Below are 17,476 nucleotides of genomic sequence, written 5' to 3'. Positions count from 1 at the left end.
AGATAAAAGATGAAGAAATTGATAGCGATGATAGCTACTGTTGTTCTCCTTCCAACAGCAGCAATAGCTGAAACTTTTGATGAAGCATTTGAAATGAACCGTGCGATGCATGGTAAAGGCTATACATTTACTTGGTCTGGTCAGCAGTACTCTACGGATCACCTAGAGGAAGTAGAAGCACGTGTTGATGCGACAAAAGCAAATGCAGAAAGCTTAATTGCCAAAGCTAAAGCACAGAATGCAGAAGTGGCTAAAGTTGGTTTTGAGTGGAAACTCACAAAGGGCATTCTTAAAGATGCAGAAGCAGCTGTAGAGAGTGGCGATTACCGTAAAGCCCTTAACTTGGCGGCACAGGCTAAATACCACGCCCGCATAGGTTTACAGCAACATGCTTACGCTGAGAAAAACTGGCATCTTTCAGTTCCTCAATAATATGTCTTGTAAAAATACCTGTAGTGGCAGTGCTGCTGCGGGTATTTTTTTGCCTGAAGGTAAAAAAATATGTCTATGTCACGTCGTGAGTTTGCTCAGCTGCTAGGCCTTGCTGGTGCAGCAGGTGTTTTGCCCTCTACGGGTTTTGCTGCCTCTAAGCAGTCTGTTGACCCTTATGAAATAGCTGATTTTGGTAATGTACGTTTGTTACACATGACAGATTGTCATGCGCAATTGTTACCTATTTACTTTAGAGAGCCTAATGTTAATTTGGGTATAGGGGCCGCGAAAGGCCAAGCACCTCACCTTGTTGGGGATAAGCTGCTAAGTCATTTTGGTATTAATTCTAATTCATTAGAAGCCCATGCTTTTTCTTGTTTGCAATATGAAGAAGCCGCTGTTAAATATGGAAAAGTCGGAGGCTTTGCTCATATCAAAACATTAGTAGAGCGCCTGCGAGAATCATATGGGCGTGAGAATACATTATTGTTAGATGGCGGCGATACATGGCAAGGTTCTGGTACATCTTATAAAACCCGTGGCATGGATATGGTCCAGGCAGCTAATGAGTTAGGTGTTGATTTCATGACGGGGCACTGGGAGTTCACCTATCATCAAGAAGAGATCCTAAAGAATATTAAAGCCTTTAATGGTGAGTTTCTGGCGCAAAATGTGTTTGTGACCGAAGATGCGCTTTTTGATGGTGCGGATGAGTATATTCATGATGAAGATTCGGGGCATGTCTTTAAACCATTTAGCATCAAAGAAGTAGGTGGCGCGCGTATTGCGATTATCGGGCAAGCTTTTCCTCGTACTAAAATAGCTAACCCGGCTCGTTTTATCCCAGATTGGACGTTTGATATATACGATGACCGATTGCAGGAGCAAGTAAACCACATTCGAGAGAATGAAAATGTTGATGCCGTCATTGTCATATCACATAACGGTATGGATGTTGACCTTGCTATGGCCAGCAGGGTATCAGGCGTTGATGTGATCTTGGGCGGCCATACTCATGATGGTATCCCCGCGCCAACGATTGTGAAGAATAATGGTGGGAAAACATTAGTTTGTAATGTGGGTTCTAACGGCAAGTTTGTTGGCGTTATGGATCTAGATATCCGAGAAGGTAAAGTCCAAGATTTCCGATACCGCCTGATGCCAGTTTTTTCTGAGTTATTAGCACCAGATGCGGGAATGGCTAAGTTAATCACGGATATTCGTGCTCCCTATCTGCCTTGGTTAACTGAAGAGTTAGCACCTGCTGATGAGCTGATGTTCCGTCGAGGAAACTTTAACGGTACTTTTGATCAGGTGATTTGCGATGCACTACGTAACGTAAATGATGCACAAATTTCCTTGTCACCAGGGTTTCGTTGGGGAACAACGGTGCTCAAAGGGCAGATGGTAACGATGGAGCATGTGCTAGATCAGACATGCCTGACTTACCCTGAAACTTATGTTCGTGAGATGAAAGGTTCAGAGTTGAAGCTCATTTTGGAAGATGTTGCAGACAACTTGTTCAATCCAGAGCCTTACTTACAATCCGGTGGGGATATGGTGCGTGTTGGCGGTTTTGATTATGTTTGTGACCCTGCTGAAACTATTGGACGTCGTATTAGCGAGATGACGCTAGATAATGGTGAAAAAGTAGATGCTGACAAATCCTATAAAGTCAGTGGTTGGGCAACGGTAGGTGCACGCTCTGAAGGCGCTGACATTTGGGATGTAGTAGCAGAGCATCTCAAAGACCGCAAAGTGGCTAGTATTGATAAACTTAATACACCAAAGTTGAAAAATGTTGCGGGTAACCCAGGGATTGTTGATTACCCGGTATAAAAGTACAGCACCATAATTGCTGCGGCGCTTATGGTGCTTTTATTTTTAATCTTCAAAATACGTAATGGAAAATAAACCGCTGCATTGATAGGTTATATCTGTTTTGCTACGTTTCTTTTAGAATAGCCAGCAAACAGATAATGGAGAAGGTGTTGTGGTATTTAAGTCCTGGATAATTATGCCTGCATTGTGCTTATTCATCGCAGGTTGCCAAACAGCCGCTGTTCTTCCTGAGCCTGATTCTGAAAAGGCACCGTCTTCACCCGAAGAGACTAATAAGCAAGCAGCGACAGCATCTAACGAGCGAAGGGCTGCACCATTAGCAGCGAGCAGATCAGACAATGTAGAGTATTTATCAGGCCAGTTATCGACGATGCAAGAGCAGGTCATTCAAATTAAAGCAGATACATCTGAGTTGAGGAAAACGACTCAAATACTGCTAGCTCGTGCGCAAATGTTGTCTAATCAATCCACAAAAAAAGCACCTTCTGATACAAACGGTTCTGTGAATACAGTCGAAGAGAGCCCGGATCTTGAGCAATTAACAAAACGATTAAATAGTTTGATTAAGCGCGCCGACGCTCAATATCAATTAGTTTCTGGCTATACCGCGAAAGGTGAGTGGGTCTTGATCCGCTATGACCGCTTTAGCGGGGAGTCGTGGTTAGCTGATAATGGGCAATGGAATCTGCTTAATGAGTCTGAAGAGGTGCTACCCTCTGTCTTCACTATTCAACTATTACGTGCAGACAAGGATGTAAAAGGCTATGTCGCTGCGCGAGTAGACCAAGCGACAGGGCAATCCTGGTGGTTAAAGCAAGATACATGGTTAATGTTTCAATAGGTACAGAGGAAAGACTTAGTTGAGTAACGCTCCCCACCTTTATCAGGATTTGATCACTTTATTTAATGAGTGCTTTGTTGATACTTATAACACTCGCTTGGTGAAAGGAGGGGATGAGCCTATCTACTTACCTGCTGACGAGAATCGTGATTACCACGCTATCTATTTTGCGCATGGTTATTACAGCAGTGCCTTGCATGAAATATCACACTGGCTAATTGCTGGGGATGAACGGCGTAAGTTGGAGGACTTTGGTTATTGGTATGTACCGGATGGACGTACTGCTGAGCAGCAAAAAGTTTTTGAACAAGTTGAGGTTAAACCTCAAGCAATCGAATGGGTTTTATCTGCAGCAGCAGGGTATCGTTTTCATATCAGTGCAGACAACTTGAATGGTGAAGCAACAGATGCTTCTGAGTTTAAGCAGGCAGTATTTTCTCAGGTTGGAATTTATAGCAAGCAAGGCTTGCCTGAGAGAGCAGAGCAGTTGCGTAAAAAACTTTGTGGTTTTTATCGTACAAGTGATTGTATTGATATTGAATGCTTTGATTTTTCTTCGCTTTAACATGGTCTAAGAATCATCTTTGATGTTAAATTTTGAATTTCCATAAGATTAATTACGTGTAAATTTCTTTTTAAGTCCATCTTTGTAAGATGCTATTCGCTAGCCACGTTGATCAAATAATTCGTGGTTGTTCGATGTGCAAAGTTTACCAAGTAGTTTTCTCATATAAGAAAACTACTTCGATAATGCTTGTGTAATTATTCGGCTTTGGCACCATGTTTGTGCTTCATTTTGTGACCAGTCATTGGCATGACTGCTTTGATCGGAAGCTGTAATGGCTGCTCTGAGCCATCAGAGAATGTTAATGAGAGGTTGACGTTTTCGCCTGTTGTTAAGTTGCGTGTTAGGCCAATCAACATAATATGCATGCCACCAGGCTGTAATATTACTTGTTGTTCTGTAGGTAGCTTTATTTCTTTTATTTGTCTCATACGCATAACGCCATTGTCTTGTGTATGGGTATGCAGTTCTACGTTTTTAGCAGCATCGCTTGTTGCAGAAATCAAACTCAGGTTTTGATTGTCATTATTGGTTAGCTGCATAAAGGCTGCACTGTTCATCTGACCCGGAGGTACGGCACGAACATACGCGCCATCAACATTTACCTCGGCTGTAGCAAGGTGAGAGGTTAGTAATAATATGGTTGATAGCAGTATTCTTTTCATGGATTTGTCCTATTATTTCTGGTCAAGCAAGTTTCTGATTTCTAATAGCACATCGGAAGGTGAGCTATTGTGTGATAAAGGCTTATAGAGCTTACCTTTAGTATCAATAAGGTAAATTCTTGATGAGTGATCAACGGCATAACCCATAGCAGAGTCGCTCATGTCTACTTTTCGATAGAAAGAACCGTATTGTTTAACGACTTTATCAATGGCCGTTTTTTCACCTGTTACGCCAGTGATCATTGGGCTGAAAAACTTCACATAGGTGTTTAGTTTTTCTGGAGTGTCTCTTTCAGGGTCTACACTAATGAATATACCGGCAACAGATTTCTTTTCTTTCTCACTAAGAGCTTTAAATGCCTGTGTCATGACGGCAAGTGCCGTAGGACAAACGTCAGGGCAGGATGCGTAGCCAATATATAGCGCCACCACTTTTCCGTGAAAATCACTCAGGGATACCGGGCCGTTCTGGGATTCAAGTGTGAAGTTGCCGCCTAGGGTTGTGATGTTGTCGCTATTAACTGTTTGTGGCCTTAATACAAAAATTGCAGCTAAGCCAATAAGCATTAAAACAGTTAGTATGAGTAATATCCGTAATGTTGAAAGAGTACGATGTTTCATGGCGATTCAAACTCGAATGTTGCTTTGTGGGGTTCAGTTGTAGAGTCTGTATAGGTCAATACCGAGGCTAGCCAAACCATAGAGCCGGTTACACAGACCGCTAGCTCTGTTGTTCCTTTCCATGTGATGCCGTCAGGCAGGGGCGATAACTGCACTTTATTAATACCCATAAACATCTCCTTTCCCTTTAACTCAAGTATGACTGTTTTAGCTTGGATGTTATCTAATACCACAGTAAAGGTCAGTGGTGCCATGGATGGTATAAAGGACGGGCTAACGTTTAGTGAAATGCTTTTTTTATCGTACTTCGCTTTGCAGTCTGACTGTTTAAGATCACAGGGTTCTACGACAGTAAGCAATCTTGATGACTGAGTGCTTTCAAGCATATCGGGCAGTTTCCAAAGGAGTATTAACACCCCAAGCGAACATGCAATCCCCGTTAAAATTTTGATATGTTGAATGGTTTTGTTTCCTGTCATTTAGAGTGCTCATTATTCATATATTTTAGTGGTTATAGACTTGCTCGGCTATGCGACTCATTGTCGCATCCTAAAAGCAATCAGAGTAGTGCTAGAGGGGCGTTAATACTTGCACTTATGAGTGCTGAAAGTTATCGTTTAAAGTTTGAAAATATATTTTAAAACGAGTCAATAAATTAGCGAGAATATGATTAGGATAAAGAGGGTACTCATGCGTCAGAAGTTTATTTTTGTTTTATTTAGCTTATTTCTGATTAGCTTTGATGTTTCTGCTTTGGACTACTATCGGGTGACAGATGAGCCGATAAATGTTCGCTCTGGCCCGGGAACAAAGTTTTCAGTGTTACTGAAAGCGAAAAAAGGAGAGCAGGTTCTTTTTATAAAGAAACAAGGAGATTGGGCTAACATATTTTTATTGCACAGTGATGGTCGCCAAGTAGAAGGCTGGATGCATGCCGATTATCTGCAGCGCGAAAGTGACAATAGACAGGAAAATACGACAGTTAAAGCAGACTCAATAGGTGCTCACTTAAAATGCTTACCTAATGCGCAAAAGAGCGGTGTAAGTAGCTGTATGTTAGATATTGACTTCACGGTCACAGGGCCGCTAAGCGAAACCGCAGCAGAGGTTCGTTGTGAATCGGAAGTGCTTTTACATTTAAAAGGCGGTGAAGTGAAGCCATTACAAGAAGCGGGCAGAATTCGCACACCTATAAAAAAAGGTGTTGGTGCGGCTAGGATGCAATTAATGGTGTTTCCATTAACGAAAGTGATGGTTGAAAAAGTAACTGTTGTTGATTACAGATGTATCGCTCAAGATAGCTAAAGAATCTTTGGCATCATTGTTTAAAACAGTTTGTCTTGGCGAATAGCTATTTACTATTTTCTTATGCCGTTTAGGCAGTGCAAATCATTAAATGATAGCTACAATTACCCATAGTAGGTGTGGTTTTATACAAGATGCTGCTGGCTTACCAGCAGTTTTCTGATTGTGTTTATCATGAATGTTCTGGGTAGCAGTATAGTTAAAGCGTGTGAGTTATGTAGCCATGGATATTGGGGCGTGAATGAAAGAGATTAATGGTAAAACAGCACGTTGGTTTAAGCTTTTATATGGTTTGTTATCATTGTTAATGTTGCTAGCTCTTTTTGCTTTTAGCTATGCCACATGGAGTAATGTTAAGCAGCAAGCATATGAGTCTTTGACGCCTCATAATCAAAGTTTAACAAGTGTTGTTAAACGTTTTTTTATACATCAAGAAGCTTTACTTGGTGAATTAGCAGAGTCTATTACTGTCTCAAGCAGCCGGGATAGTATTATTCAAACCCGCTTGAATGATGTCTTAAGGGCAACGCCGCAGATGCGAGTATTGGCTGTGCTCGACACCCAAGGCTCTATAGTGGCGACAACTGGCAATATCCATACACTTGAATGGCTGGATTTGTTCGATAATGATGAATCGACTATTGGTCGGCCTTTTAGGCCTACTTTTGTTGGCGAAAACATCTTGCCCGTACGAAAAGTCATTACGAATTCAAGCGGTGTTAAAACGGGTTATGTTGTAGCGGCTTATCGTTTGCTAGGTAATGATGCCATTTGGCAAGAGGCTGAAGAGGCTGAAAGTAAGCGCCGCTCAATGATCATTGGCGATGATGGCCGTGTATATATTTCTTACCCTGAATCAGATACTTTTTGGCAAAGTTTTGTATCGTTGAAAGTAGAAGACGAGTTTCTCAATACTTTATCAGAGTTGACGCAAAAAGCAGGTGAATGGCACACACGTGATGTGCAATATCAAGATGAGCAGCTACTCGTCACCGCTAGTTTTATTCAAGACTATCGTTTCTATATAGTGAGTGGAATTCAGAGTGCGGACTTATTTTCTCGTTGGTTAGAGAGAATGAAATATGTTGCACTGGCCGTATTAATTTTTCTGATTGTTGGTCTTGTTGTTTTCAGGATTATTTTAACCAGAGCCGCTCGTTTTGAGTCTGCACGAAATGTAGCTGAGCATAATGTTTTCAAACTCTCCAGAGCTATTGAGCAAAGCCCTAGTAGTGTTATTGTCACCGATGAATATTGGTTAATTGAGTATGCCAATAATCGTTTGAGTGATGGCACAGAATCTTTGATTAAACTTGATTCTGGCCAAGTGCTTCTTGAACACTTTCCTCACAGTTTATTGAAAACTGATGTTGCAGCTATTTCTGAAAACTTACTTCATGGCACAAACTGGTATGGAGAACGCCGCGCAAAAGAGCAGAAGCAGTGGTTTTCATTTTCAATTAGTGGAATGACCAACGATGCTGGCCATGTGACAAATCATGTGATTGTTACTCAAGATATAACAGAGCGTAAACAAGTTGAGGTACGCTTATTTAAGCAGGCAAATTATGATGCTTTAACAGGTCTTCCTAACAGGCGCCGCACCAACGAGCTGTTGACTGAAACGTTGAAAACAGCTTGGCAAGAAAATAAGCGTGTTGCTGTGCTCTACATGGATGTAGATAATTTTAAACAAATAAACGATACATTTGGTCATATGTTAGGCGATCAAATGTTACAGCTTATTGCTGTAAGGTTGCAGCAAGCTGTAGCTGATTCAGGAACCGCCTGCCATATGAGCGGTGACGAATTTCTAGTGTCTATTGTGTTTGATGCTGAGCAAGAGGTAGTGGATCTTGCCGATAACATTATGAGTGTTATGAAGCAGCCTGTCTTACTGGAAGGTAAAAAGCTCTTTATATCAGTGAGTATTGGTATCTCACGCTACCCAGAAGATAGTGCTGATGTTTCTAATTTATTAAAGCATGCAGATATTGCGCTTTATGAATCTAAAAACCAGGGGCGACGTTGCTATAGTTTCTTCAGCCAAGAATTAGATGATAAGAATAAGCGTAAAGTAGAACTAGAATCAGAGATCCGCAATGCTCTTGCTAATAAAGAGCTGTTTATGGTTTATCAAACTAAAAATAGAATCTCCTCCGGTGAAGTATATGGCTTTGAGGCGCTCATGCGCTGGCAGAGTCCGCGATTAGGTTTTGTGAGCCCTGAAGAGTTTATTTCAGCAGCGGAAGAGATAGGTGTGATTGATCAGCTCGGCGAATTTGCGCTTTATGAAGCATGCCGTGATCTGCAGAAATTTCAATTTCATGCGACTCAACCACTCGCTATGGCCGTGAATGTTTCTATGTCACAGTTAACCAACTCGGATATTGTTGGAACGGTACGCAAAGTTTTACAAGATACTGGTTTAAACCCCAGTGTGCTTGAATTAGAGATAACAGAATCTATGCTTGCTCAGCGCTTAGAAGAGGTGCAGCCTGTTCTTAATGAGCTTCTAAGTTTGGGAGTTTCACTTAGTATTGATGACTTTGGTACTGGTTATAGCTCACTTAGTTATTTAACTCGCTTCCCAGTTTCAGCGCTTAAAATTGATCGATGCTTTATCATGGATATGGTTGATAATCGTAGTGATGCAACCTTAACACATACTGTGATTACTATGGCGCATAAGCTCGGGCTTAAAGTTGTTGCTGAAGGGATTGAGGATGAAGATCAATTAGCCCTTCTGCGCGTATATGGCTGTGATCTTGGTCAGGGTTACTACTTCACAAAACCTCTTACCTACGATCAGATGACCGCTCATTTGAAGAGCCAGCAAGAAACGCCTGATTGGGCTATCTGAGGTTTGTGCAGAACATTTTTTAACAGACATAACCACCGGATGATTTTCCGGTGGTTATGTAAAGACAAGTATTGGCGCTGTTAGTTACACATTACCACATCAAATCATCCGGGATAGCGTAGTCAGCATATGGATCATCTTGCTCGGGTTGTTCTTCGGGCTTGAGGCGAATCAGCCATGTTGGCTGGCGTGCTTCAACGCGATCTGCAATCTCCGCAGGTATCAAATAATATTTGTCATCTAGTTTGCTAATAACCAGCTGCATACGGGCAAGTTGGTTATGTAGATCTGCTGTGACATAAATATTCTTTATCAGTGTGCCATCAACAAAGCGGTAGCCTATTTCAGCTTTATCGCTTATGCGCACTTTGTGATGCTCTATCAGCTGGCGTGCTTCAGACTCTAAAGCTTTTTTTGCTTTGTCTTCTTCACGACGCTTATTTAATTCTTTATCACGTTCAGTTTTTTCTTTACGTGAATTTTCAAGATTTCGCTGCGCCTCGGCACTAGATGCCGCTAAGTCTTGTTTTGTCGCTTTTTTCTTTTGTGCTTTTGCTTTTTTTGCTTGTTGTTTATTGGCCAGACCGGCTTTTAATAACTGATCTTGAAGTGAGATAGCCATCAGCAAATACCTGCTATGATTTTTGGGCAGTATGATACCACAAGCAGTTTTAAAAGAGCGTTACATCCTTCCCAGGTAGGCGTTGTTAGGGTATATTTCATTCAATTTTTATCATGAGCACAGTAATGACAGATCCGCAATTTATAGCATTTTTAGTTGCCATAACGTTATTAACTATCTCGCCGGGTGTCGATACTCTATTGGTTTTAAGGAATACCAATAGAGGGGGCTGGAAAGATGGTGTTGTTAGTAGCTTTGGGATTTGTAGTGGTCTATTTGTTCATGCAACTGTTTCTGCTGTGGGCATTTCTGTCATTTTATTGCAGTCATCTTGGGCATTTGGTGTTTTAAAGCTAGCGGGCGCAATTTATTTGATTTGGCTTGGCATACAGAGCTTAACCTCATTACGCAAACCTATTATAGGTGATGTAGTGAGCGTTGCTGGCCATAACTTTAATTGGTCTAGGTCGATTAGAGAGGGCTTATTGTCTAATGTGCTTAACCCCAAGACAGTCATTTTCTATATGGCATTTTTACCTCAGTTTATTAACCCTGAGTTTGATTTGTTAGCCCAGTCGTTAGGTTTGGCTGGGATTCACTTTGTTATAAGTATGATGTGGCTTTGTGCTTTAACGTTAATGTTGTGTAAGTTAAAAGGTTGTGGGATTGGAAGGCGCGTTGAAAAGACATTACAGGGCGCGACAGGTGCTGTGATGATCACTTTGGGGTTAAGTTTGGCGTTTGAGCAGCGTGGAGAGTAACTCATGAAGGCCTACGCCAAAGATGCAGTTCGCTGGAGAAGCAATCTCTGACGAGGCCTAGTAATCAATATAGCGTCTAACGTAACCTGAAGATAGCGCTTTTAGGATGATATTTGGGACAAAATATTTTAGTCTGTTAAATGCCTATGTTATCAAAACTATAATCATGAGAAATGTGCTGTTTCAGGCGTCGTTCTTCGTAAAAATGCTCCGTTCTTCTTCTTTTACCTTCATTAAAATTCGCGCGCTTCTTATTTTTGCTGAAGCTTTCTTTTTCAAATACAGAGCCATCCCATTCATTATTATCAGAAGGGATGGTTGCAACGCGTACTTTAGTGCTCATAAACATGTTCTCTTGTTATTTCAAATTTGAGCTTATCTAGTAAGGAGCATGTGTTATTTTATGCCCCTTACTAGCCGCTAGATTAAAAATTATCACTAAATTCGTCTTCGAGACTTCGTTGAAGGCGCCTTGCTTCGAGCATTTCTTCAATGTTTTGTCGAATATTACGCCGAGTATTTTTCTGTGTGCTGATAAAACCTAAATCCTCTACATCATCGTTATCTAAGTCGTAGCTATCATTTTCGTCCAGTGAGTCATCACTGATATTTATTTCATCTCTCATAAGAGTGATACCTCCAAGCAAGTTATTACATTATTTAATGTTAACGAAAAATCAGACTTGGTCATTAATATCTCGTAAACATCGTTACTAAATTGATATTTAACAGTGGATGGCTGATGTGTAAATTGAAATAAATTTGGTGATTTCAGAAATTTTTTGAAAAAAAATCAACATTAAATAAATTTACGTTTTATGTTTATAAGAGATACTGCTAGTTTGCATAAAAGTAGTTGTGTTAGTTTTTTTGGGTTTAGAAAGCCATCAAGTTTAAAATTGTGCTGGTGCAGCATTTCTTTTTGATTTTGTTGATCTGGGCCACTAATATTGAGATGTTTGTATTATTGCGACTGCGTAAAGGTGCTATTGGATGTATACTTTTAATAAGGGTCGTCGTTATTTATAACAGTAGTGTGAGGGTCAGGATTTGAGCACAAAATACTTAAAACGTTTTTTTAAGCCTAAATCGATAGCGGTCTTTGGCGCATCAGAGAAGCCTGGAAGTATGGGTGGAATTGTTGTCCAAAACTTACTGGGTAGTAAGTTTCCTGGGGTATTGATGTGTATTAACCCTGAAGGTTACGACCAAGTTTTTGGTGTACCGTGTTATCAAAGTATTTCTGAGCTTCCAGAAATGCCTGATCTGGCTATTATTTGTTCACCGCCTGATTCCGTGGCCGATATTATTCGTAAATTAGGCGCACATATGGTGAAAGCTGCGATAATTTTAACGGGCGGCTTATCTATTAAGAATAACCCTGCGGCTAAAACACTCAGTGAATCTGTTCGAGAAGCGGCTAGACCCTATGGGATAAGAATTATGGGGCCTGATTGTATGGGGCTGCTGGTTCCTGGTTCTAATATGAATGCTAGTTATTCGCATATGCATATCCAAAAGGGGAAGGTTGCTTACATTGGTCAGTCCGGGCTATTAGGGACGGCAATGATTGATTGGGCCAACGGTCGCGAAATAGGTTTCTCTCACTTTATGACCTTAGGTGACGGCGTTGATGTCGACCTGTCTTCAGTGATCGATTATGTTTCCCAGGACCCTTATACGCATTCTATTTTACTGCAAATGGATCGTGTGTCTGGTTCTTCCAGAAACTTTATTTCAGCTTTACGCGCGGCGTGCCGTAATAAATTAGTACTGGTGCTGAAATCTGGAATTTTTTCTGAAGAAGCATCAAAAATTGCTGCTACCCCTGGTATACCGAATGAAGATGTTGTATATGATGCAGCGTTAAGGCGTGCTGGCGCTGTGCGTGTAGATACATCTGATCAGTTGTTTAATGCATTAGAAACCTTGTCTCGTATGAAGCCTCTTAGAGGTGAGCGGTTAGCAATTATTTGTAATGGTATGGGACCAAATGCTTTAGCCGCGGATCGTTTATTAAACTCGGGTGGTAAATTAGCTACCCTGAGTGAAGAGACTATTAGTCAGCTTGATAATATTCTGCTACCTGGCTGGAACCAAAAAAATCCCATCGATCTTAATTCAGATGCTACCCCTGAGCGTTTTGCGCAAGTGTCTCAAATTTTATCAAAAGATAAAGAAGTAGATGTTATCTTGTCAATTCATGCACCGACACGATTAGCCCCTAGTGTTGAAACAGCTGATGAGCTCGTGAAGGTTATTCGTAAATCGCAGCGTAATATCCTGACATGTTGGATGGGGCGCGCGACGGCCATCGAAGCACGGAATCATTGTAATGCTGCTAATGTAGCCACTTTCATTACGCCTGAAGAAGCTATTGATGCTTTTATGCACATGGTGGATTATCGCCGTAACCAAGTTGTTATGCGTCAAACTCCGGCGACCTATATCGAACAAAATACGCAGAACCATCAAAAAGCAAAGAAAATCATTGCTGATGCTCTGGCTGAACCGCGCGATTACCTGACACATGATGAAGCATGTGATTTATTAGATCAGTACGATATCCCTGTTCAAAATAGTTATTATGCAGAGGATATCGAAACTGTCGTCGCACGTGCTGAAGAAATTGGAGGATCTGTTGCGATAAAGGCGTTGCATCGTAAAAATGTTTACCCATTTAGCTATGACGATCAAGCCTCACAGCGCCGCAATGATTTAGCGCAAGACCTGTATTCTTCAAGTGACGTTAGGTATGCGACAACAAAATTGGCTTACCGTGTTAGTGAGCGTATAGGTGATGACCAAAGTATGGGCTTTTGTGTGCAACAGATGAAACGTGGTTTTCAGTCTTTGCAAATAAATGTAGGTATTACCAGAGATCCGACTTTTGGTCCCATTATCGTCTTTGGTGCAGGTGGGTTTACGGTTGATGTATTGGCTGATAGGCATGTCATGCTACCACCTATGAATACGGCTTTGGCAAAAGAGCTAGTTAAAAATTCGCGTATTTATAAGATTATAAAAGAGCATAGCTATCAGCCTGAAAGAGATGTTGAGCAGCTTTCTGACATGATTCTTAAATTGTCTGAAATGATTGTTGATTTGCCGAACCTTCAGGGATTGGAAATTAACCCTCTTTTATTGAACAAAATGGGTATTTTAGCTGTAGATGTTGCGGTTTCTATTGGTGATAAGTCTGAGTTAGCCATATCTCCTTACCCTGGTGATTTAGAGGAATCAATTGCGCTGAAGCGTTCAGGTAGGCCTGCTGTTGTACGCCCGATCCGTGGTGAAGATGAGCCTCGCCATCTAGATTTTTATAATAAACTTAGCCCTGAATCTATTCGTATGCGGTATTTCTATAGTCGGGGAGTTCCTTCTCATCAAGAGCTAGCGAGTTGGACGCAAATTGACTATGACCGTGAAATGGCATTTATTGTGACTGCGCCAAGTTTGGATGGGACGGGGCCTGAAACGCTGGGTGTCGTCCGTGTCGTCACTGACCCTGATAATATTCAAAGTGAATTTTCGGTAGTCATAAGAGATGACCTGCAAGGGGAGGGTCTGGGTGTTATTTTAATGCGTAAAGCGGTTGATTACTGCCGTAGTCGCAAGACATTAATGATAGAAGGGTCGACATTGCCTACTAATAAGGGAATGCAAGGGTTGGCTTTAAAGCTTGGTTTTACCAATACTTTCAATATGGAAGAGGAAGTAGTTGATATGAAAATGAAACTTAATGAACCTACTGAAGATTGGCAGTTTACACGGTTGCAGCATTAGCACTAGTGGTACAAAGTAAAACATTATGAGTCGCTAGGTGTTTACTAGTGGCTCAATATCTTATGCCTTAATCAGGTAAGCTCATTCATAAAAACTGGGATGCTAAAGGTTGTTAATACCTTTTTTATGGTGCTTTTATGTGCGTTATTTGATGACGCTATAGTAAAGCCTCTGCAATACATATGTACTATATTATTGTATCTAGAGAGGCTTACTTCATGATGTGAAAGAGAAGGTGTTGTTTAACTTGCGCTATCAACAACCAGAGTTGATATTACGCTGTTGGGCAGTACATTTCATGGAGTGTATGGATAATGCGTTTAGCAGTGTCACCAGATAAAGAGTAATAGATAGTTTGTGACTCTCGGCGAGTGCTAACTAAGCCATCTTTTCTGAGAACGGCTAAATGCTGGGATAATGCGGACTGACTTAAATCAAGACAGTTATTGAGTTGTGTTACAGAAAGCTCTTTGCCATCCAAATAGCAAAGAATGAGTAGTCTGCTTTCATTGCCGAGCGCTTTCATAAGCTGCGCTGCACGTGATGCGTTAGTTTTCATCATCTCGAGGGTCTCGGCGCTTATGCTTGACTCTTCTATTGTATGGGCCAAATCTTACTCTCCACAGGATTAAGTTGAGATAAAACAAATCTTTGAGCCTGTTACAAATCCTTTTTGTAATTTTACTCTTTTAGTATAAGGATAATAAGGTGAAATGTAGGGTTTTACCATAAAAAAGCACCTGTTAAGGTGCTCTTAAACAAAAATAGAGACTTATAATAAAAATTATTGAGCGTCTTTAAAGCCTAAAAACCGTACGATGCTCATGCCAGGGCACCAGCCGGAAAAAGCTGATTGTAATAAGCTGACACCGACAATCGCTGTTATAACGAATATCAAGATGTTGATGCTGAAAAATAAAACGGCGATTACTGTTCCAAGAATTATTGACCCAGCCATGATGTGTATACCTTGATTAACATTCATACCAGCCACATTGCAACTTTCTTGTTGTAAGCCTAGTTTCTTGAAAATAGTGATAGCAGGGCACCAGCCAGTAAATGCAGATTGGAGTAGATTCAAGCCCACAAAGCCTGTGAGATAAAACCAATTTGGGTTGATATAACTTCCTAGAGCAAGGCTGATGAGTACAACGGTTCCAGCCATTAAACGAAGTGCTGCACTAACGGTCATGATTGATCTCCAGCATATAAGATTTAGTATTTATATATATTAGCTTAATCTAATATGTTGGTAAATATCTTTGTTCTTTAGTTAATTTGTATTGAGTAAGACCAAGACTAAAAATTCTTTTCTTGTTATCGTGAAGTCATGCCGTATTTGGAGAAGCTTATGAAGACTGAAAGAGTTTTGGTGCATATTGATACAGCCCAAGTATCAGATACGTTGATGCAGAAAATAATGATACTGGCTCAGAAAAAAGGAACCATGATTGAGTTGTTTTCTTGTTGTTATAACCAGTCTTTACACCGAAGCTATCTCTTTGATGATGAAGCTGAAAAGCATGCTGTGGCCGGATATTTACATCAAGCGGAGGCTAAGTTAATTCGCTTGGCTGAGCAGTTAGAAGCACAAGGTGGGCAGGTTAGTTATGATGTAACTTGGAACCGTAATGTTGCTGAAGGCCTCATCCGTAAAGCGCTAAGGTATAGAGCAGATATTGTTGTTTTTCCTATCGGTCGACATTCTCATGGGCATTATTTATTTAGACAGGGAGATTGGCAGTTAATAGCGCAATGCCCAACACCCCTGTTGTTAATTAGAGACCAGCAATGGGCTGTTCACCCTCGTGTTGCAGCTTTGGTTGATCCGTTTCATCAGTGTGAAGAGCCTCAGAAGTTGGATAATCAAGTATTGAAAAATTCGCAAGTGTTAAGCCGGTTGTTGGTCGCTGAGCAGCATGTGGTGCATAGCTTTGCTACAATTCCACAGGCCGCAATTTTTGATGAGCATCTGACTATCGATTATGCGGCGATGCATGAAAAAGTTAAACAGCAACATACTGACGTGTTGCAAGCTATGGTGAGTAAAGATGTTATTTTACATCTTGAGCAGGGCGATGTTCATGCTGTTATCCCAGCCCTTGTTAAGCGCGAAAACATTGATCTTCTTGTTATGGGCTCAATATCGAGAGGCTTTTTGGATCGATTCTTGGTAGGAAGCTCCGTTGAGAGAATCGTTGGTCATGTTGACTGTGATTTTTTATTGGTTAAACAACCGGGCTTTGTCAGCCCGATTACTGAATAAACAAAGTATTTTGGTTTTTACAGATCAAAACTTGCCCATATAGGGGCGTGGTCAGAAGGTTTCTCCATGCCTCTTATTTCATAATCGATATCTGAATTTGTACAGGCTTGGCTAAGGACCTTCGTTGCTAAAATAACGTCAATTCTTAAACCTCGTTTAGGCTCCTGCTCAAAACCTCTACTGCGATAATCAAACCAGCTGAAGCGGTCATTAGTTTCGGGATGAAACTGTCGAAATGTATCTGTTAAGCCCCAGCCCTGCAAACGAGCAAGCCACTCACGTTCTATTGGCTGAAAACTAGACTTTCCCGTTTTTAGCCAGCGTTTACGATTAACTTCACCTATACCTATATCAAGCTCGGTGGGTGAAATGTTGATATCGCCCATCACAATTAAGTTTTCATCCGGAGAGTGGTTTGTTATCAGGTGTTCCTGCAGGTCCTCATAGAAACGGGCTTTTGCAGGGAACTTAGTAGGGTGTTCAATATTCTCACCTTGTGGAAAATAGCCATTGAGTATAGTTACGGTATCCCCTTTAGGCGTTGTGTACTTACCGATTATCATGCGGCGTTGGGCATCAGGTTCGTCGCTATGGAAGCCTTTTTGGATGCTTAATGGCGGTAGTTTGGAGATAAGACAAACGCCGTAATGGCTTTTTTGGCCAAAATACTCAACATGGTAGCCATGTGCTTCAATCATCTCTATTGGAAATTGAGGGTCGTCCACTTTGATTTCTTGCAGGCCAATAACATCGGGGCTGTACTTTTCGATGAGCGCAGCAATCTGATGAGGACGTGCACGTAATCCATTAATATTAAAAGAGATAATTTTCATATAGGCATCGTCAGTTTGTTAAATTAGCGGCCATTCTAACATGATTGGTTGTTTTAAATGCAGGATGCCGATTT

General features: G+C 41.1%; 18 protein-coding genes. 9 read left to right on the top strand and 9 right to left on the bottom strand.

Translation table 11 applies throughout. The features are described from left to right. Positions 1-9 precede the first annotated feature (9 nt). The 4 genes from NEJAP_RS11535 to NEJAP_RS11520 all read left to right on the top strand — a co-directional run bounded on the left by NEJAP_RS11535 (position 10) and on the right by NEJAP_RS11520 (position 3,680). Positions 10-432, top strand: coding sequence for a hypothetical protein (locus NEJAP_RS11535; RefSeq protein WP_201347386.1), 423 nt, complete (start codon positions 10-12; stop codon positions 430-432). A 69-nt stretch (positions 433-501) separates the two neighbouring features. Continuing rightward, positions 502-2,271: a thiosulfohydrolase SoxB gene (gene soxB / locus NEJAP_RS11530; RefSeq protein ID WP_201347385.1), complete on the top strand. Its 1,770-nt coding sequence runs from the start codon at positions 502-504 to the stop codon at positions 2,269-2,271. A gap of 154 nt (positions 2,272-2,425) precedes the next feature. After that, positions 2,426-3,115, top strand: a complete 690-nt coding sequence (locus NEJAP_RS11525) for a hypothetical protein (protein WP_201347384.1) — start codon at positions 2,426-2,428, stop codon at positions 3,113-3,115. Between the two features lie 19 nt (positions 3,116-3,134). Next, positions 3,135-3,680, top strand: a complete 546-nt coding sequence (locus NEJAP_RS11520) for an elongation factor P hydroxylase (RefSeq protein WP_201347383.1) — start codon at positions 3,135-3,137, stop codon at positions 3,678-3,680. 197 nt (positions 3,681-3,877) lie between these two features. On the opposite strand, the gene NEJAP_RS11515 is transcribed toward NEJAP_RS11520, so the two are convergent. Genes NEJAP_RS11515 through NEJAP_RS11505 form a run of 3 tightly spaced genes read right to left on the bottom strand, consistent with a single transcriptional unit; the run spans position 3,878 to position 5,445 of the window. Continuing rightward, positions 3,878-4,345, bottom strand: a complete 468-nt coding sequence (locus tag NEJAP_RS11515) for a copper chaperone PCu(A)C (protein ID WP_201347382.1) — start codon at positions 4,343-4,345, stop codon at positions 3,878-3,880. A 12-nt stretch (positions 4,346-4,357) separates the two neighbouring features. Beyond that, positions 4,358-4,966 (bottom strand): SCO family protein, encoded by a 609-nt coding sequence (locus NEJAP_RS11510; RefSeq protein WP_201347381.1) that lies wholly within the window; start codon positions 4,964-4,966, stop codon positions 4,358-4,360. Then, positions 4,963-5,445 carry a hypothetical protein gene (locus NEJAP_RS11505; protein WP_201347380.1) on the bottom strand — a complete coding sequence of 161 codons (483 nt, stop codon included), beginning with the start codon at positions 5,443-5,445 and terminating at the stop codon, positions 4,963-4,965. The genes NEJAP_RS11510 and NEJAP_RS11505 overlap by 4 nt, the downstream gene beginning before the upstream one ends. A gap of 211 nt (positions 5,446-5,656) precedes the next feature. Between NEJAP_RS11505 and NEJAP_RS11500 the strand changes: the two genes are divergently transcribed. After that, positions 5,657-6,271, top strand: coding sequence for an SH3 domain-containing protein (locus tag NEJAP_RS11500; protein WP_201347379.1), 615 nt, complete (start codon positions 5,657-5,659; stop codon positions 6,269-6,271). A 241-nt stretch (positions 6,272-6,512) separates the two neighbouring features. After that, a complete protein-coding gene (locus NEJAP_RS11495; protein ID WP_201347378.1) occupies positions 6,513-9,134 on the top strand; it encodes an EAL domain-containing protein in 2,622 nt (873 codons plus the stop codon). Between the two features lie 91 nt (positions 9,135-9,225). Here NEJAP_RS11495 and NEJAP_RS11490 read toward each other — a convergent pair whose 3' ends face one another. Further along, positions 9,226-9,756 (bottom strand): DUF2058 domain-containing protein, encoded by a 531-nt coding sequence (locus tag NEJAP_RS11490; RefSeq protein ID WP_201347377.1) that lies wholly within the window; start codon positions 9,754-9,756, stop codon positions 9,226-9,228. A 125-nt stretch (positions 9,757-9,881) separates the two neighbouring features. On the opposite strand from NEJAP_RS11490, the gene NEJAP_RS11485 reads away from it, so the two are divergent. Further along, entirely contained in the window at positions 9,882-10,517 is a 636-nt protein-coding gene (locus NEJAP_RS11485; protein WP_236590908.1) for a LysE family translocator, read from the top strand. A gap of 136 nt (positions 10,518-10,653) precedes the next feature. Here the strand turns inward: NEJAP_RS11485 and NEJAP_RS11480 are convergent, their stop codons facing one another. Further along, the gene (locus NEJAP_RS11480; RefSeq protein WP_201347375.1) at positions 10,654-10,860 is read right to left on the bottom strand and encodes a PA3496 family putative envelope integrity protein; all 207 of its coding nucleotides are present in this window, start codon (positions 10,858-10,860) and stop codon (positions 10,654-10,656) included. Positions 10,861-10,942: 82 nt separating this feature from the next. Continuing rightward, complete coding sequence (locus NEJAP_RS11475) at positions 10,943-11,143, bottom strand: PA3496 family putative envelope integrity protein (protein ID WP_201347374.1); 201 nt, start codon at positions 11,141-11,143, stop codon at positions 10,943-10,945. A gap of 424 nt (positions 11,144-11,567) precedes the next feature. Here NEJAP_RS11475 and NEJAP_RS11470 point away from each other — a divergent pair, with 424 nt between their 5' ends. Then, complete coding sequence (locus tag NEJAP_RS11470) at positions 11,568-14,303, top strand: bifunctional acetate--CoA ligase family protein/GNAT family N-acetyltransferase (protein WP_201347373.1); 2,736 nt, start codon at positions 11,568-11,570, stop codon at positions 14,301-14,303. Between the two features lie 274 nt (positions 14,304-14,577). Here the strand turns inward: NEJAP_RS11470 and NEJAP_RS11465 are convergent, their stop codons facing one another. Then, positions 14,578-14,862 (bottom strand): ArsR/SmtB family transcription factor, encoded by a 285-nt coding sequence (locus NEJAP_RS11465; protein ID WP_028470727.1) that lies wholly within the window; start codon positions 14,860-14,862, stop codon positions 14,578-14,580. Between the two features lie 225 nt (positions 14,863-15,087). Continuing rightward, positions 15,088-15,495, bottom strand: a complete 408-nt coding sequence (locus tag NEJAP_RS11460) for a YgaP family membrane protein (protein WP_201347372.1) — start codon at positions 15,493-15,495, stop codon at positions 15,088-15,090. A 159-nt stretch (positions 15,496-15,654) separates the two neighbouring features. Between NEJAP_RS11460 and NEJAP_RS11455 the strand changes: the two genes are divergently transcribed. Further along, complete coding sequence (locus tag NEJAP_RS11455; RefSeq protein WP_201347371.1) at positions 15,655-16,569, top strand: universal stress protein; 915 nt, start codon at positions 15,655-15,657, stop codon at positions 16,567-16,569. A gap of 17 nt (positions 16,570-16,586) precedes the next feature. Here the strand turns inward: NEJAP_RS11455 and xthA are convergent, their stop codons facing one another. Further along, the gene (xthA, locus tag NEJAP_RS11450) at positions 16,587-17,402 is read right to left on the bottom strand and encodes an exodeoxyribonuclease III (protein WP_201347370.1); all 816 of its coding nucleotides are present in this window, start codon (positions 17,400-17,402) and stop codon (positions 16,587-16,589) included. Between the last annotated feature and the right edge of the window lie 74 nt (positions 17,403-17,476).

The organism is Neptunomonas japonica JAMM 1380 (assembly GCF_016592555.1).
Lineage (GTDB): Bacteria > Pseudomonadota > Gammaproteobacteria > Pseudomonadales > Balneatricaceae > Neptunomonas > Neptunomonas japonica_A.
The sequence above is the reverse complement of the archived record's forward strand: the minus strand, read 5'-3'. Positions and strand labels throughout refer to the sequence as shown.

Bases quoted from the DNA above. Each gene is read 5' to 3' on its own strand.
- NEJAP_RS11495 (WP_201347378.1), top strand. From the start codon at position 6,513: ATGAAAGAGATTAATGGTAAAACAGCACGTTGGTTTAAGCTTTTATAT.
- NEJAP_RS11455 (WP_201347371.1), top strand. From the start codon at position 15,655: ATGAAGACTGAAAGAGTTTTGGTGCATATTGATACAGCCCAAGTATCA.
- NEJAP_RS11475 (WP_201347374.1), bottom strand. From the start codon at position 11,143: ATGAGAGATGAAATAAATATCAGTGATGACTCACTGGACGAAAATGAT.
- soxB (WP_201347385.1), top strand. From the start codon at position 502: ATGTCTATGTCACGTCGTGAGTTTGCTCAGCTGCTAGGCCTTGCTGGT.
- xthA (WP_201347370.1), bottom strand. From the start codon at position 17,402: ATGAAAATTATCTCTTTTAATATTAATGGATTACGTGCACGTCCTCAT.
- NEJAP_RS11515 (WP_201347382.1), bottom strand. From the start codon at position 4,345: ATGAAAAGAATACTGCTATCAACCATATTATTACTAACCTCTCACCTT.
- NEJAP_RS11505 (WP_201347380.1), bottom strand. From the start codon at position 5,445: ATGACAGGAAACAAAACCATTCAACATATCAAAATTTTAACGGGGATT.
- NEJAP_RS11490 (WP_201347377.1), bottom strand. From the start codon at position 9,756: ATGGCTATCTCACTTCAAGATCAGTTATTAAAAGCCGGTCTGGCCAAT.
- NEJAP_RS11460 (WP_201347372.1), bottom strand. From the start codon at position 15,495: ATGACCGTTAGTGCAGCACTTCGTTTAATGGCTGGAACCGTTGTACTC.
- NEJAP_RS11510 (WP_201347381.1), bottom strand. From the start codon at position 4,966: ATGAAACATCGTACTCTTTCAACATTACGGATATTACTCATACTAACT.
- NEJAP_RS11465 (WP_028470727.1), bottom strand. From the start codon at position 14,862: ATGAAAACTAACGCATCACGTGCAGCGCAGCTTATGAAAGCGCTCGGC.
- NEJAP_RS11535 (WP_201347386.1), top strand. From the start codon at position 10: ATGAAGAAATTGATAGCGATGATAGCTACTGTTGTTCTCCTTCCAACA.
- NEJAP_RS11480 (WP_201347375.1), bottom strand. From the start codon at position 10,860: ATGAGCACTAAAGTACGCGTTGCAACCATCCCTTCTGATAATAATGAA.
- NEJAP_RS11500 (WP_201347379.1), top strand. From the start codon at position 5,657: ATGCGTCAGAAGTTTATTTTTGTTTTATTTAGCTTATTTCTGATTAGC.
- NEJAP_RS11485 (WP_236590908.1), top strand. From the start codon at position 9,882: ATGACAGATCCGCAATTTATAGCATTTTTAGTTGCCATAACGTTATTA.